The 15,784-nt window shown below is 70.3% G+C and carries 12 protein-coding genes and 2 rRNA genes; 13 read left to right on the top strand and 1 reads right to left on the bottom strand.

The features are described 5' to 3' along the window. Window positions 1–117: 117 nt before the first annotated feature. From EKO23_RS10360 to EKO23_RS10345, 4 genes are all read left to right on the top strand, one after another. A 23S ribosomal RNA gene (locus EKO23_RS10360) occupies window positions 118–3,216 on the top strand. A gap of 100 nt (window positions 3,217–3,316) precedes the next feature. Further along, window positions 3,317–3,433 (top strand): 5S ribosomal RNA (gene rrf, locus EKO23_RS10355). 80 nt (window positions 3,434–3,513) lie between these two features. Beyond that, the gene (locus EKO23_RS10350; RefSeq protein ID WP_134716905.1) at window positions 3,514–4,488 is read left to right on the top strand and encodes a tetratricopeptide repeat protein; all 975 of its coding nucleotides are present in this window, start codon (window positions 3,514–3,516) and stop codon (window positions 4,486–4,488) included. A gap of 121 nt (window positions 4,489–4,609) precedes the next feature. After that, window positions 4,610–4,933, top strand: a complete 324-nt coding sequence (locus EKO23_RS10345) for a single-stranded DNA-binding protein (protein ID WP_134716903.1) — start codon at window positions 4,610–4,612, stop codon at window positions 4,931–4,933. Here the strand turns inward: EKO23_RS10345 and EKO23_RS10340 are convergent. Then, a complete protein-coding gene (locus EKO23_RS10340; protein WP_134716901.1) occupies window positions 4,908–5,993 on the bottom strand; it encodes a DUF1015 family protein in 1,086 nt (361 codons plus the stop codon). The genes EKO23_RS10345 and EKO23_RS10340 overlap by 26 nt on opposite strands. A gap of 41 nt (window positions 5,994–6,034) precedes the next feature. On the opposite strand from EKO23_RS10340, the gene EKO23_RS10335 reads away from it, so the two are divergent. The 9 genes from EKO23_RS10335 to EKO23_RS10295 all read left to right on the top strand — a co-directional run bounded on the left by EKO23_RS10335 (window position 6,035) and on the right by EKO23_RS10295 (window position 15,772). Beyond that, window positions 6,035–7,036, top strand: a complete 1,002-nt coding sequence (locus tag EKO23_RS10335; RefSeq protein WP_246051011.1) for an HAD-IIA family hydrolase — start codon at window positions 6,035–6,037, stop codon at window positions 7,034–7,036. Between the two features lie 34 nt (window positions 7,037–7,070). Beyond that, the gene (locus EKO23_RS10330) at window positions 7,071–7,418 is read left to right on the top strand and encodes a hypothetical protein (protein WP_134716899.1); all 348 of its coding nucleotides are present in this window, start codon (window positions 7,071–7,073) and stop codon (window positions 7,416–7,418) included. A 31-nt stretch (window positions 7,419–7,449) separates the two neighbouring features. Beyond that, complete coding sequence (locus EKO23_RS10325) at window positions 7,450–8,289, top strand: TlyA family RNA methyltransferase (RefSeq protein WP_134716897.1); 840 nt, start codon at window positions 7,450–7,452, stop codon at window positions 8,287–8,289. Beyond that, window positions 8,286–9,293: an NAD kinase gene (locus EKO23_RS10320; protein ID WP_217702566.1), complete on the top strand. Its 1,008-nt coding sequence runs from the start codon at window positions 8,286–8,288 to the stop codon at window positions 9,291–9,293. Before EKO23_RS10325 ends, EKO23_RS10320 begins: the two co-directional genes overlap by 4 nt. Further along, window positions 9,286–11,043, top strand: coding sequence for a DNA repair protein RecN (recN, locus tag EKO23_RS10315; protein ID WP_134716895.1), 1,758 nt, complete (start codon window positions 9,286–9,288; stop codon window positions 11,041–11,043). The genes EKO23_RS10320 and recN overlap by 8 nt, the downstream gene beginning before the upstream one ends. A 122-nt stretch (window positions 11,044–11,165) precedes the next feature. Next, entirely contained in the window at window positions 11,166–12,356 is a 1,191-nt protein-coding gene (gene steA, locus EKO23_RS10310) for a putative cytokinetic ring protein SteA (protein WP_134716893.1), read from the top strand. Continuing rightward, window positions 12,353–13,270, top strand: coding sequence for a copper transporter (locus EKO23_RS10305; RefSeq protein WP_167880415.1), 918 nt, complete (start codon window positions 12,353–12,355; stop codon window positions 13,268–13,270). Before steA ends, EKO23_RS10305 begins: the two co-directional genes overlap by 4 nt. A 142-nt stretch (window positions 13,271–13,412) precedes the next feature. Further along, window positions 13,413–15,095, top strand: a complete 1,683-nt coding sequence (locus tag EKO23_RS10300) for a CTP synthase (protein WP_134716889.1) — start codon at window positions 13,413–13,415, stop codon at window positions 15,093–15,095. A 26-nt stretch (window positions 15,096–15,121) separates the two neighbouring features. Then, window positions 15,122–15,772 (top strand): NUDIX domain-containing protein, encoded by a 651-nt coding sequence (locus tag EKO23_RS10295; protein WP_134716887.1) that lies wholly within the window; start codon window positions 15,122–15,124, stop codon window positions 15,770–15,772. Window positions 15,773–15,784: the final 12 nt, after the last annotated feature.

Below are 15,784 nucleotides of genomic sequence, written 5' to 3'. Positions count from 1 at the left end.
TCTCTGTCGGACCGTCCTCACCCGTTGAACCGCCAGGTCTCCCTGGCAGGCACGGACCCGAGACGGTGCCGCCCGTATCTTGAGAACTACACAGTGGACGCGAGCATCTTTGTAGCAAGACAAGCTACTAAGGGCACATGGTGGATGCCTTGGCACCAAGAGCCGATGAAGGACGTAGGAGCCTGCGATAAGCCCCGGGAAGTTGGCAACCGAGCTGTGATCCGGGGATTTCCGAATGGGGAAACCCAGCTGGAGTCATGTCCAGTTACCTCTGCCTGAACACATAGGGCAGTTGGAGGGAACGTGGGGAAGTGAAACATCTCAGTACCCACAGGAAGAGAAAACAACAGTGATTCCGAGAGTAGTGGCGAGCGAAATCGGAAGAGGCCAAACCACGTGTGTGTGATAGCCGGCAGGCGTTGCACACGTGGGGTTGTGGGGCCGTCGAGCCAGGTCTGCCGACCTGGCACAGAGTAAGAAACCATCGTTGAAGTCGAAGCGGACTGGAAAGTCCCGGCGTAGAGGGTGATACCCCCGTACACGTAAGACGATGGCTCTGCGACGTCACCCCAAGTAACACGGAACCCCTGAAATTCCGTGTGAATCTGGCGGGACCACCCGTTAAGCCTAAATACTCCTTGGTGACCGATAGCGGACAAGTACCGTGAGGGAAAGGTGAAAAGTACCCCTGGCGGGGAGTGAAATAGTACCTGAAACCATGTGCCTACAATCCGTCGGAGCGAGAGCTTGCTCTTGTGACGGCGTGCCTTTTGAAGAATGAGCCTGCGAGTTTGCGTTGTGTTGCGAGGTTAACCCGTGTGGGGAAGCCGTAGCGAAAGCGAGTCCGAACAGGGCGACTGAGTAGCACGATCAAGACCCGAAGCGAAGTGATCTATCCATGGGCAGGTTGAAGCGCGGGTAAGACCGCGTGGAGGACCGAACCCACTTAGGTTGAAAACTGAGGGGATGACCTGTGGATAGGGGTGAAAGGCCAATCAAACTTCGTGATAGCTGGTTCTCCCCGAAATGCATTTAGGTGCAGCGTTGCGTGTTTCTTGCCGGAGGTAGAGCACTGGATAGCCAATGGGCCCCACAAGGTTACTGACGTTAGCCAAACTCCGAATGCCGGTAAGTGAGAGCGCAGCAGTGAGACTGCGGGGGATAAGCTCCGTAGTCGAAAGGGAAACAGCCCAGACCATCAGCTAAGGCCCCTAAGCGATAACTAAGTGGAAAAGGATGTGGAGTCGCACAGACAACCAGGAGGTTGGCTTGGAAGCAGCCACCCTTAAAAGAGTGCGTAATAGCTCACTGGTCAAGTGATTCCGCGCCGACAATGTAGCGGGGCTCAAGTTATCCGCCGAAGCTATGGCATTCATGCATCATCCCGGTCTTCGGATCCAGGAGCATGGATGGGTAGGGGAGCGTCGTGTGGGCAGTGAAGCGGCGGAGTGATCCAGCCGTGGAGGCCACACGAGTGAGAATGCAGGCATGAGTAGCGAATGACTGGCGAGAAACCAGTCCGCCGAATGATCAAGGGTTCCAGGGTCAAGCTAATCTGCCCTGGGTAAGTCGGGACCTAAGGCGAGGCCGACAGGCGTAGTCGATGGACAACGGGTTGATATTCCCGTACCGGCAAAATAGCGCCCATGACGAACCTAGTGATGCTAAGTGCCCAAAGCCACCTGGATCCTTCGGGACGATGGTGGTGGAGCGCACGACCCGAACTAATAGTAGTCAAGCGATGGGGTGACGCAGGAGGGCAGTCCAACCGTGGCGATGGTAGACCACGGCCAAGGGCGTAGGGCGAGTGATAGGCAAATCCGTCACTCATGTGCCTGAGACCTGATGGGGAGTCCGTATGGACGAAGTGGATGATCCCATGCTGTCGAGAAAAACCTCTAGCGAGCTATGCGCCGCCCGTACCCCAAACCGACTCAGGTGATCAGGTAGAGAATACCAAGGCGATCGAGTGAACCATGGTTAAGGAACTCGGCAAAATGCCCCCGTAACTTCGGGAGAAGGGGGGCCGGATCCGTCAATTCCCTTGCGGAAGGAAGCGGTGATGGCCGCAGAGACCAGGCCCAAGCGACTGTTTACTAAAAACACAGGTCCGTGCGAAGTTGTAAGACGATGTATACGGACTGACTCCTGCCCGGTGCTGGAAGGTTAAGGGGACGGGTTAGTTCTTCGGAGCGAAGCCCAGAACTTAAGCCCCAGTAAACGGCGGTGGTAACTATAACCATCCTAAGGTAGCGAAATTCCTTGTCGGGTAAGTTCCGACCTGCACGAATGGAGTAACGACTTGGGCGCTGTCTCAACCGTGGACTCGGCGAAATTGCACTACGAGTAAAGATGCTCGTTACGCGCGGCAGGACGGAAAGACCCCGGGACCTTTACTACAGCTTGGTATTGGTGTTTGGTTCGGCTTGTGTAGGATAGGTGGGAGACTGCGAAGCGTGGACGCCAGTTCACGTGGAGTCAACGTTGAAATACCACTCTGGTCGTACTAGATATCTAACCTAGGTCCGTTATCCGGATCAGGGACAGTGCCTGGTGGGTAGTTTAACTGGGGCGGTTGCCTCCTAAAATGTAACGGAGGCGCTCAAAGGTTCCCTCAGCCTGGTTGGCAATCAGGTTTCGAGTGTAAGTGCACAAGGGAGCTTGACTGTGAGAGTGACAACTCGAGCAGGGACGAAAGTCGGAACTAGTGATCCGGCGCTGGCATGTGGAAGCGGCGTCGCTCAACGGATAAAAGGTACCCCGGGGATAACAGGCTGATCTTCCCCAAGAGTCCATATCGACGGGATGGTTTGGCACCTCGATGTCGGCTCGTCGCATCCTGGGGCTGGAGTAGGTCCCAAGGGTTGGGCTGTTCGCCCATTAAAGCGGCACGCGAGCTGGGTTTAGAACGTCGTGAGACAGTTCGGTCCCTATCCGCCGCGCGCGCAGGAAACTTGAGAAAGGCTGTCCCTAGTACGAGAGGACCGGGATGGACGAACCTCTGGTGTGCCAGTTGTTCCGCCAGGAGCACGGCTGGTTAGCTACGTTCGGAAGTGATAACCGCTGAATGCATCTAAGCGGGAAGCACGTTTCAAGATGAGGTTTCCCACCGGGTTAACCGGGTAAGGCCCCCAGTAGACGACTGGGTTGATAGGCCGGAGGTGTACAGCAGTAATGCCCAGCCGACCGGTACTAATAGGCCGAGGGCTTGTCCCTCAAAGATGTTGCGCGTCCACTGTGTGGTTCCCGAGTTACGGTCGGGAACCGATTCGAAAGTCACGAAGACTTTGAGTTGGTTGATCTAACTCCATAGAGTTTCGGCGGCCATAGCGAAAGGGAAACACCCGGCTCCATTCCGAACCCGGAAGTTAAGCCTTTCAGCGCCGATGGTACTGCAACCGGGAGGTTGTGGGAGAGTAGGACGTCGCCGGACATTACTTTCGTAGAGGCCACCTCATTGAGGTGGCCTCTACGCTTTTGTCCGATAGTTTCGTCGTCGAAGAGGGATCCGTCATGGCAGACCAGAACCGCCCCGGTCGCGAGGGCCGTTCGCAGGGTGGCCGCCCCGAGGGTGGGCAGGGCCGCCCGACCCGCGGTGGGCGTCCAGACCAGCGCGCCGGCAAGGACACCCGACGTGAGCCGGGCAAGGGTCGTGACGCCGGCCGTGACGCCGACCGGGACGCCGGCAAGGGCGCCGCGGGACGCGGCGCCGCCGGCAAGCCGGCCCGCAGTGGCGGCGGCCGCCCGGGCCGCAAGGACGACTGGCGCCGTCCCCAGGACGACCGGCGGGCCCGTACCGAGGAGCAGGCCCGCTACGACGGCCCGCCGATCCCCGAGGAGATCACCGGCAAGGAGCTCGACCGTTCGGTGACCGCCCAGCTGAAGGGCCTGCCCGAGAAGCTGGCGGCCCGCGTGGCGCGGCACCTGGCCGCTGCGGGCATGCTCATCGACGAGGACCCGAAGACGGCCTACCAGCACACCCTGGCTGCCCGGGCCCGGGCCGCGCGGCTGGCCGTGGTCCGCGAGGCCTGCGGGGAGGCCGCCTACGCGGCCGGCGAGTACGCCGAGGCGCTGTCGGAGCTCCGGGCCGCGAAGCGGATGAACGGCGCGACGGCGTACCTGCCGATCATGGCCGACTGCGAGCGCGCCCTCGGCCGCCCCGAGCGGGCGCTCACCCTGGCCAAGAGCCCGGCGGTCGCGAACTTCGCCCCCGAGGCGAAGGCGGAGATGACGATCGTGGAGGCCGGCGCGCGGCGCGACCTCGGTGAGTTCGACGCCGCGCTGCGCACCCTCGAGCACGCGCCGCTCAACAGCAAGAGCCGTGCGTCGTGGGTGGTGCGCCTGCGGTACGCCTACGCGGACACGCTGCTCGCCGCCGGCCGCCCCGAGGACGCCCTCGAGTGGTTCCACCGCACCGAGGCGATCGACGGCGAGGAGATCACCGACGCCGGGGCTCGCGCCGCGGACCTGGAGAAGTCGCTGGGCTGACGCCGCCTGCCCGGGCCCGGTTTCCGTCCACAGGCGGGTCTCCCGGGCGCGTTGTCCACAGCGGGGACCGCCGGTGGGGCCGGTCCGTCACCGGTGGCCGGGAACCTCGGTGGCGGAGGTGATGACCGTGACCAACGAGGTCTGTCTGCAGGGCCGGCTCTCCCGGGATCCGGAGGAGAAGGTGCTGCCCAGCGGCGATGCCGTCTGGGTGCTGCGCATCGTGGTACCCCGTGAGGAGGGCGACCGCAAGGGCGTCGACTGGATCGACTGCGCTGTCTGGGGCGGCCGGCTGCGCCGCTCCGTGGCGGCCTGGGGCTCCGGCGACGTGGTGGAGGTCCAGGGCGCGCTGCGGCGCCGCTTCTACCGGGTCGCCGGCTCGGCCACGTCCCGGGTGGAGGTCGAGGCCCGCTCGGGCCGTCTCATCCGTCGCGCAGATCCCGCATGAGCACGCCGACGTGCGGCTTCGGCTGGAAGGAGGTGGCCTTCTGGGGGAGCAGCTGACCCGAGCGTGCCGAGGCGGCCACCTGCTCGAACGTCGGCGCCGGCAGCAGCACGCAGACCCCCTGCCCCGCCCGGGCCAGTGCCTCGGCGGCGGTGTGGTGGAACTGCAGCTGGTCCTCGCGCACCTGCCAGGCGGGGAGCAGCGACTCGTGCAGTGCGGTCACCAGCAGCGGTGAAGGCGGTGTCGGGCGCAGCGTGGCCCAGTGGTGCCCGTCGTGCAGCACGATGGCGGTCTCGAGCTCGGCCAGCGCGTCGTGGCTGGACTCGTGCCGCCGGAAGTCGTCGCCGCGCGCGGCCGCCGCCTTCTCGATCGTGGTGAACGTGAGCCGGGGGATCGAGCGGTGGATGGCGCACAGCTGGAGCGGCGTGTCCGCCTGGTCGATCAGCATCACCAACGTCCGGTCCCAGCCGGTGCCGGGGTGCTCGGCCCGCAGGCGGGTGGCCGCGGCGTACCGGTGGTGCCCGTCGGCGATCACCGCGCGGACGTCGGCGAGGGACTCGACCAGGCCGTCGCGGGTGGCCGGGTCCGTGATCCGCCAGATCCGTTGCAGCTGCCCGGCCCGGTCGGTGTAGGTGAGGGCAGGGGCGGTGCGGGCGGTCGCCCGGAGCGTGGTCCGCACCGACTCGGGTCCCTGGTGCATGAGCAGGATCGGCGCCGGGTTGAGCGACATCTCGGTCATGCGGTTCGCCAGCTCGACGACCTGGTCGGCGTGCACCGCCTCGTGCGCGAAGACCCGGTCCGCCGAGGCGGCGAGGTCCAGCGTGGCCACGATGCCGCGGATGGAGACCCCGGCGGAGGTGTACTCGTGCAGGTAGAGCGCCGGCTGCGGGTCCACCCGCAGGTGACGCTTGCGCCGCCAGTCGCGCAGCCGGCCGGGGACCGATCGGTAGGGTCGGGCGAAGACGCGGTGCGAGATCGGGTCGCCGACATAGCTGTCGGCCAGGCGGAGCGCCCGGAACGGCTCGAGCGCGAACCTGCTCCCGGTCGCCGACGTCGTCTCCATTCGGTGAATCGTAGGGGTAGGGCCCCGGAGCGGAGGACGCGGTGCTGAAGGAGTCGGCCGAGCCGCTGCTGGCGGGCTACGACCTGGCCATGCTCGACCTCGACGGTGTGGTCTACATCGGAGCCGCGGCCGTCGACGGGGCGCCGGAGCACCTGCGCCGGGCCCGGACCGCCGGCCTGCACCTCGCGTTCGTCACCAACAACGCCTCGCGGCCCCCGCAGCGGGTGGCCGACCACCTGGTGCGGCTCGGTGTCGAGGTCGGGCCCTCCGACGTGGTGACCTCGGCCCAGGCGGCCGCGCACCTGCTCGCCGACCGGTTGCCAACCGGGGCGCGGGTCTTCACCCTCGGTGGGGACGGGCTCCGGGAGGCCCTGGTCGAGGAGGGGTTGGAGCCGGTCGGGTCGCGCGACGACGAGCCGGCCGCTGTGGTGACGGGGTACGGCCCGGACGTGGTGTGGCGCGACATCATGGTGGGCGCGGTGCTGATCCGCGACGGCCTGCCCTGGGTGGCCAGCAACACCGACATGACCATCCCGACGGACTACGGCATCGGCCCCGGCCACGGGGTGCAGGTGCGGATGCTGCGCGAGTTCTCCGGGGTGGAGCCCGAGGTCGCCGGCAAGCCGCAGCGGCCGCTGCTCGACGAGACGGTACGCCGCGTGGGCGGCGACCACCCGCTGATGGTGGGGGACCGGCTCGACACCGACATCGAGGGTGCGCACAACGCGGGGGTGGACTCGCTGTGCGTCCTGACCGGCGTGTCCGGGCTGGCCGACCTGGCGGCTGCCGACCGGCAGCACCGACCGACGTACCTGTCGCGGACGCTCGAGGGCCTCTTCACGGCGCACCCGGTCCCGGAGGACGACGGCGCTCAGACGGTGCTCGGCGGGTGGCGGGCCACGGTCGTGGACGGCCGGCTCTGCGTGGACGGGGACGGTCGCTCGGCCGACGACTGGTGGCGGGCGGTGGTCACCGCGGCCTGGCGGTACGCCGACGAGACCGGCGAGGTCGCCGACACCGGGGACCTGCGGCCACCGGAGTGACGGCGCACGCCGGGGCGCGGGTAGCGTTGCGCCCATGACCGAGGACTGGCCCGAGCACGCCGACGAGGCGCCGCTGGACGAGGCGACCGACGTGGAAGGGCCCCTCGGGGAGGGCGCCGAGCCGCCCGTCGACGAGTACGCCGACGAGCGCACCGCCGACCCGGGCGACCTGACCCTCGACGAGCCGTCGCTGGACCCGGGGGGCCACGTGCGCACCGGCAACGTCACCGTCGACGCGGTGCTGGCCAGCATGGAAGGCCTGGACGAGGCACCCGTCGCCGAGCACGTCGCGGTCTTCGAGCACGCCCACGAGCAGCTCCGGGCCGCCCTGGACGGGGCCGGTGACGGAGGCGGCGACGCGTCGCCGGCCGACGGCAGCTGAGCGACCCCGGACCCACGCAGCGCTCAGTCCCGTGCCGCCTCGCCGTCTCCGCCTCGACCAGGAGCTGGTCCGCCGTGGGCTGGCCCGGTCCCGCGAGCACGCCAGCGAGCTGGTCGCCGCCGGCCGGGTGAAGGTGTCCGGGGTCGTCGCGCAGAAGTCCGCCACCGGCGTCACCACGGACGTCGCGATCGTGGTCGCCGAGGACCCGGACACCCCCGACTACGTCTCGCGCGGCGGGCACAAGCTGGCCGGTGCGCTTGCGATGTTCGGCCCGCTCGGACTGATCGTCGCCGGCCGGCGGGTGCTCGACGCCGGCGCCTCGACCGGCGGCTTCACCGACGTGCTGCTGCGCAACGGGGCGGCGGAGGTGGTGGCGGTCGACGTGGGGTACGGCCAGCTGGCCTGGCGGCTCCAGCAGGACGAGCGGGTCCGGGTGCACGACCGCACGAACATCCGCGACCTCGACGCCGAGCTCATCGGCGGTCCCGTCGACCTCGTGGTCGGCGACCTCTCGTTCATCAGCCTGGAGCTGGTGCTGGACGCCCTGCTCCGGGTCACCCGACCCGACGGAGACCTCGCGCTCATGGTCAAGCCACAGTTCGAGGTGGGCAAGGACCGGGTCGGCAAGGGCGGCGTGGTCCGCGACCTCGGGTTGCGCGCCGAGGCGGTCACCACGGTCGCGGACGCGGCGGCCCGGCGGGGCTGGGGTGCCGTCGCGGTGACCACCAGCCCCTTGCCGGGGCCGTCCGGCAACGTCGAGTTCTTCCTGTGGCTGCGCCGCGGCGAGCCCACCGTCACCGCCGACGACATCACCGCCGAGGTGGAGCGCTCCGCGCGGCTGGGGGTGGCGGGTGAGAAGGTGGACCCGTGACCGAGCAGACCACACCCCACCAGGACCGGCCCGCGCCGGTCCGGCGTGTGCTGCTGCTCGCGCACACCGGCCGCGAGGACGCCCGTGAGGTGGCCCGCGCGTTCTGCAAGGCGCTCACCGCGCACGGCATCGTGGTCCGGCTGCTGGCCGGCGAGGCCGCGGACCTCGGCGTCGACCCCGCGGCGTACGAGCCCGGTCTCGAGACCGTCGACGAGCGCGGGACCTCCACCGGGCCGGACCCGGCCGACGGCTGCGAGCTCGCGGTCGTGATCGGCGGCGACGGCACCATCCTGCGGGCCGCCGAGATGACGCACGGGGCCGGCACCCCCCTCCTCGGCGTCAACCTGGGCCACGTGGGCTTCCTGGCCGAGGCCGAGTCGGACGCCGTCGAGTCCACCATCGAGGCGATCGTCGACCGGCGCTACACCGCCGAGGAGCGGCTCACGGTCGACGTGCAGGTCTACCGGGGCAAGGAGCTGGTCGCCAGCACCTTCGCGCTCAACGAGGCCAGCGTCGAGAAGGCGGCCCGCGAGCGGATGCTCGAGGTCGTCGTCGAGATCGACGGACGGCCGCTCTCCCGCTGGGGCTGCGACGGGGTGGTCTTCGCGACCCCGACCGGCTCCACGGCGTACAACTTCAGCGCCGGCGGCCCGGTCGTCTGGCCCGGTGTCGAGGCGCTGCTCATGGTGCCGCTGAGCGCGCACGCGCTGTTCGCCCGGCCGATGGTGGTCGCGCCGACCAGCGTGCTCGCGGTCGAGGTGATCGCCGACACCGAGGGTGCCGGGGTGCTCTGGGCGGACGGCAGGCGCACCGTCGACCTACCGCCCGGCGCCCGCATCGAGGTACGCCGCGGCCGGACGCCGGTGCGCCTGGTCCGGCTCCACGAGGCGCCGTTCACGGACCGGCTGGTCGCGAAGTTCGGGCTGTCGGTCGAGGGCTGGCGAGGCGCCGCCGAGCGCCGGCGTCGCAACGGGAATGGCAGCAGGGGAGCCGCGAATGCTTGAGGAGATCCGGATCCGGTCGCTCGGCGTCATCGACTCCTCGACCCTGGAGCTCGGCCCCGGCCTGACCGTGATCACCGGTGAGACCGGTGCGGGCAAGACCATGGTGGTGACCGCGCTCGGCCTGCTGCTCGGCGGCCGTGCCGACACCGGCGCGGTCCGGTCCGGCGCCAAGGCGGCGAGGGTCGAGGGGGTGGTGCGCGCCGACGCGCTGCCCGACTTCCGCGACGCGGTCGAGGACCTCGGCGGCGAGTCCGAGGACGACCGGGTACTGCTGGCCCGCACGATCTCCGGCGAGGGCCGCTCGCGCGCCTTTGTCGGCGGGGCCTCCGTGCCCGCCTCCCAGCTTTCCGAGGTGGCCGAGCCGCTGGTGGCGGTGCACGGCCAGTCCGACCAGCACCGGCTGCTGCGGCCGGCCGCGCAGCGCGACGCCCTCGACAGGTTCGGCGGCGACGAGACCGCCGCGCTGCTCGCGACGTACGCCGGGCTGCACGGCCGGCTCCAGGCCACTGAGGCCGAGCTGGTCGAGGTGGTCACCACCGCCCGCGAGCGGGCCCGCGAGGCGGACCTGCTGCGGTTCGGGCTCGACGAGATCGAGGCGGTCTCGCCCGAGCCCGGGGAGGACGCACGGCTGGCGTCCGAGGAGTCGCGGCTCGGGTTCGCCGACACCCTGCGCACCGCGGCCGAGCACGCCCGGGAGGCGCTCTCGGCCGAGCACGGTGGCCCCGACGCACTGGGCGCCACCGGAGCCGCGCGGACCCACCTCGAGGGCGTCCGCGAGCACGACACCGAGGCCGCCGAGCTCGCCGACCGGCTGGCCGAGGTCAGCTACCTGCTCTCCGACGTGGCCGCCGACGTCGCCTCCTACGCCTCGCGGCTGGAGACCGACCCGGCCCGGCTGGCCACGGTCTCCGAGCGGCGGGCACAGCTGATCGCCCTCACCCGGAAGTACGGCGACACCATCGACGAGGTGCTCGCCTGGTCCGAGCAGTCCGCGCAACGCCTGCTGGCCCTCGACCACACCGACGAGCGCGTGGCCGAGCTGCGCGAGGAGCGGTCCCGGTTGCGCTCCGAGCTCGGTGAGACCGCCGCGGCGCTCACCGCTGCCCGCACTCGCGCCGCCGAGGCGCTGGGCGAAGCCGTCACCGCCGAACTCGGGCTGCTCGCGATGCCGCACGCCCGGGTGACCCTGGCGGTCACCCAGCACGAGGCCGAGCCGCCCGCCGAAGACGACCTGCTGCCCGAGTCCGGGACGCCGCTGCGGGTGGGGGAGCGATGGCTGCGCTTCACCGCGTCCGGCGTCGACGACGTCGAGTTCCTGCTCGCCGCCAACACCGGCGCGGACCCGCGGGCGCTGCACAAGGGTGCCTCCGGCGGTGAGCTGTCCCGCGTGATGCTGGCGCTCGAGGTGTCGCTCGCCGACACCACCTCGGTGCCGACGTTCGTCTTCGACGAGGTCGACGCCGGCGTCGGCGGCAAGGCGGCGGTCGAGGTCGGCCGCCGGCTGGCCACCCTCGCCCGGTCCGCGCAGGTCGTGGTGGTCACCCACCTGCCCCAGGTCGCGGCGTACGCCGACCGGCACGTCGTGGTCGCCAAGTCCAGCGACGGCACCGTGACCACGTCGGGGCTGACCGTCCTCGAGGAGGGCGACCGGGTCCGCGAGCTGTCGCGGATGCTGGCCGGCATGGAGGACTCCGACACCGCCCTTGCCCACGCCCGCGAGCTGCTCGACGCGGCCCGGGCCGCCCGCTGACGAGCGCCGCGCACGCCTGAGCGAGCCGCTTCCCGGCCCGTCGGCCACCTCCGGCCCGACTCGTGCGCGCCCCGCGTGTGGTCCGAGATCGGGCCCCGTCCGCATGTCACGATGCAGCGGTCATGAAACTCGCGCGCAGATCTCCCGACGGAACCCTGCCCGGCCTGACCGGCACGGCGAGGGTCGACCGGCGTACCCGCAGCCTCGTCTCCCGACTCGACCGCGGCGACATCGCGGTCATCGACCACCTCGACCTCGACCGCGCCACCGCCCAGAAGCTGGTGGACGCCGAGGTCGCCGCGGTGGTGAACCGCAGCCGGTTCGTCTCCGGCCGCTACCCGAACCTCGGCCCGTCGGTGCTCGCCGAGGCCGGGGTCCTGCTCGTCGACGAGGTCGACCCCGAGGAGTGGTCGCGGATCCGCGACGGGCAGCTGATCCGGATCGACGACGGTGTGGTCTACGCCGGCGAGGAGCAGCTCGCCAGCGGCCGCGTCCTCGACGCCGACGCGCTCGACGAGCAGCTCGACTCGGCCCGGTCGGGCATGGCAGTCCAGCTCGAGACCTTCACCCACAACAGCACCGAGTTCCTGCGTCGCGAGGCCGACCTGCTGCTGCACGGGACCGGCGCGCCCCGCCTGAACACCCGGGTCGAACGGCGGCCGGTGGTGGTCGTGGTGCCCGGGCCGGACCTCGCCGCCGAGCTGAGGGGAATCCGGACCTACCTGCGCGAGCAGCGCCCGGTGCTGGTCGCGGTCGACGCCGCCGCGGACATCCTGCTCGAGGCCGGGCGTCAGCCCGACGTGATCGTGCTCAGCTCGCCGCACCACGCCGAGGACCGGGTGTCCGCCAAGGCGCTGCGGAACGCCACCGATGTCGTCGTGGTGGTCGACCGCGGCGAGGGCAGCACCCCGATGGACGCGATGGAGCGGCTCGGCGTGCGTCCGCTGCGCTTCGAGACCGGCGCCACGCCCGAGGACGCGGCGCTCATGCTGGCCTGGCTGGCCGGCGCCTCGCTGGTGATCGGCGCCGGCGTGCACGCCAGCCTGGACGACTTCCTGGACCGGCAGCGCGCCGGCCTCGCCTCGACGTACCTCACCCGGCTCCGGGTCGGCCCGCAGCTGGTCGACGCCCGGGCAGTCCCGTCCCTCTACTCCGGCCGGGTGCGCGCCCGGCACGTGTGGCTCACCCTGCTGCTGGGCCTGCTCGCGGTGGGCGTCGCGATCGCGGCGACCCCGGTGGGCCAGGAGTGGTGGGCCGACCTGCAGCCGCACCTGTCCGACCTCATCGACCAGATCCGAGGACTGTTCCCGTGACCCGGCTCCGCCACCACTCCGTGTCGATCCTGGCCGTCCTGCTCGCGCTGGCGCTCGGCGTCGCCCTCGGCGGGGGACCTCTCTCCGACCTCGGCAAGGCCGTCGCCGACGACGGCGGCTCCGGCCGCGACGCCGACACGCTCGCCGCGGAGCTGGCGGCCGAGCGGACCGCCGGCGACTACCAGGACGAGGTCACCTCCGGCCTGGTCCCCGCGGCGGTGAAGGGCCAGCTGACCCTGCGCCCGGTCAGCATCGTGGTGCTGCCCGGCGCCGACCAGCAGACGGTGGCCGCGCTGACCGCTGGGGTTGCGCAGGCGGGCGGCACCGTCAGCGGCCGGTACGGCGCCCGGCCGGACCTGCTGGCCCCCGACAAGAAGTCGCTGGTCGACACGCTCTCGAGCCAGGTCACCGAGGCCGTGGGCACCGCCGCGGTCGCCCCGGACGCCACGACCTACGTGCGCATGGGTCAGCTGATCGGCCGTGCCGTCGCCAGCGTCAGCGACCACGGCGCGGCCACCGACCAGGCCGCCACCGACATCCTCGGCAGCCTCCGCGGCGCCAAGCTGATGAGCTCCCCGGCGGAGACCACCCAGCGCGGCAGCCTCGTGCTGGTGGTGCTCGGCGACGAGCCGACCGACAAGGCCGGCGAGACCAACATCTACGGCGGCCTGCTCACCGGCCTCGCCTCGACCGCCGACGGGGTGGTGGTGGCCGGGACCACGGCCTCGGCGACCGGCGGCGTGCTGCAGACCCTGCGCGCCGACGACGAGACCGCTGCCGTGGTGTCGACCGTGGACTCGGTGCAGACCGAGGCCGGGCGGCTGGCCACGGTGCTGGCCCTGGCCCAGGAGAAGCAGGGCGGGCCCCGGCACTACGGCGTCGACGGCACCGACGGTCCGCTGCCGCAGGGCTGAGACGCTGCCGGGACGGATCGAGCCGGACGACACCCCGCGCGTCGCGGCCGTTGATTGCCGCGTCGCGGCCGATCGTGGGTAGACTGGAACCCCGTAGCAGACCACGCAATTCGCGTGGAACAGTCTGACCACGGGAGTTTCCTTGGCCTCTAGCGCGCCGACCAAGCACGTCTTCGTCACCGGAGGCGTCGCCTCCTCCCTCGGCAAGGGCCTCACGGCGTCCAGCCTGGGCAGTCTGCTGAAGTCCCGCGGCCTGCGGGTCACGATGCAGAAGCTGGACCCCTACCTCAACGTCGACCCGGGCACCATGAACCCGTTCCAGCACGGCGAGGTGTTCGTCACCAACGACGGCGCGGAGACCGACCTCGACATCGGCCACTACGAGCGGTTCCTCGACACCGACCTCGGCCAGATCGCGAACGTGACCACCGGGCAGGTCTACTCGAGCGTGATCGCCAAGGAGCGCCGCGGCGACTACCTCGGCGACACCGTCCAGGTGATCCCGCACATCACCAACGAGATCAAGGACCGGATCCGCGCCATGGGCGGCGAAGGGGTGGACGTGGTGATCACCGAGATCGGTGGCACCGTGGGCGACATCGAGTCGCTGCCGTTCCTCGAGGCCGCCCGCCAGGTCCGCCACGACATCGGCCGCGACAACTGCTTCTTCCTGCACGTCTCGTTGGTGCCCTACATCGGGCCCTCCGGCGAGCTCAAGACCAAGCCGACCCAGCACTCGGTGGCCGCGCTCCGCTCGATCGGCATCCAGCCCGACGCGGTGGTGTGCCGGGCCGACCGCGAGCTGCCGACGTCGATCAAGAAGAAGATCTCGCTGATGTGCGACGTCGACCAGGAGGCCGTGGTCACCGCGGCCGACGCGCCGTCCATCTACGACATCCCGAAGGTGCTGCACCGAGAGGGCCTCGACGCCTACGTCGTACGCCGCCTCGACCTGCCGTTCCGCGACGTGGACTGGACGGTCTGGGACGACCTGCTCCGCCGGGTGCACCACCCGCAGGAGGAGGTCACGGTCGCGCTGGTCGGCAAGTACATCGACCTGCCCGACGCCTACCTCTCCGTCGCCGAGGCGCTCCGGGCCGGCGGCTTCGCGCACGAGGCGAAGGTGCACCTGCGCTGGATCCCCTCCGACGAGTGCGACACCCCGGCCGGCGCCGCCCGCCACCTCCAGGACGTCGACGCGGTCTGCGTCCCCGGCGGCTTCGGCATCCGCGGCATCGAGGGCAAGCTCGGCGCGCTGACCTACGCCCGCACCCACGGCATCCCGACGCTCGGCCTGTGCCTGGGCCTGCAGTGCATGGTCATCGAGTTCGCCCGCAACGTGGCCGGCCTGGAGAAGGCCGCGTCCACCGAGTTCGACCCGGACGCCCCCGAGCCGGTGATCGCCACCATGGAGGAGCAGAAGGCGTTCGTCGAGGGGGCCGGCGACCTGGGCGGCACCATGCGGCTGGGCCTCTACCCCGCCGACCTTGCCGAGGGCAGCATCGCCCGCGAGGTGTACGACGCGCCCCGGATCGAGGAGCGCCACCGGCACCGCTACGAGGTCAACAACGCCTACCGCGACCAGCTCGCCGCGGCCGGGCTCGTGTTCTCCGGCCTCAACAACGACCTCGACCTGGTCGAGTTCGTCGAGCTGCCGCGCGACGTGCACCCCTACTACATCGCCACCCAGGCGCACCCCGAGCTCCGGTCCCGCCCGACCCGTGCGCACCCGCTGTTCAAGGGGCTGGTCGGCGCGGCGATCGAGCGGCAGAAGGAGCTGCGCTTCCCGATCGACGAGGGGCTGCGCCGCAAGGACGAGGACTGACCGCGGTCGCGGGTAGGGTCGGGGCCGTGCCCACCCAGGATCCGGCCCCCGACCTCCGCGACGAGCCGGAGGGCTGGCCGGTGGTCGCCTCGACCGACCTGCACCGCGACCACTGGGTGGTCGCGCTGCGCGGCGACGAGGTGACCCTGCCGACCGGCGGCGAGGCGTTCCGCCGGATCGTCCTGGAGCACCCGGGCTCGGTGATCGTGCTCGGTGTCGACGAGCAGGAGCGGGTGTACACCCAGGCGCAGTACCGCCACCCGGTCCGGCACCGCGTGGTCGAGCTGCCGGCCGGACTGTGCGACGTGCCCGGCGAGGACCCGGTCGAGGTGGCCCGGCGCGAGCTGCTCGAGGAGGCGGCGCTGGTCGCCGAGGAGTGGACGCACCTGCTCAGCACCTGGTCGTCGCCCGGTCTCTCCGACGAGCGGATCCACATCTACCTCGCCCGCGGGCTGCGTGACGGCGACCGCGGTGACTTCGAGCTGGTCCACGAGGAGGCGCTGCTCGAAGCACGCTGGGTGCCCTTCGACGAGCTGCTGGCCGCGGTGCTCGACGGCCGCGTGGCCGACGGCCCGGTGGTGCAGGCGGTGCTCGCCTACGAGGTACGCCGCGACGAGCTGACCGCGGGACGTCCGGGGACAACGGGCCGCACCGGGATCGCCGGGGGAGCGGGGTGACCGCGGTGGCGC

This window comes from Nocardioides guangzhouensis (assembly GCF_004519545.1).
In the GTDB taxonomy this organism is placed as follows: domain Bacteria; phylum Actinomycetota; class Actinomycetes; order Propionibacteriales; family Nocardioidaceae; genus Nocardioides; species Nocardioides guangzhouensis.
The sequence above is the reverse complement of the archived record's forward strand: the minus strand, read 5'-3'. Positions and strand labels throughout refer to the sequence as shown.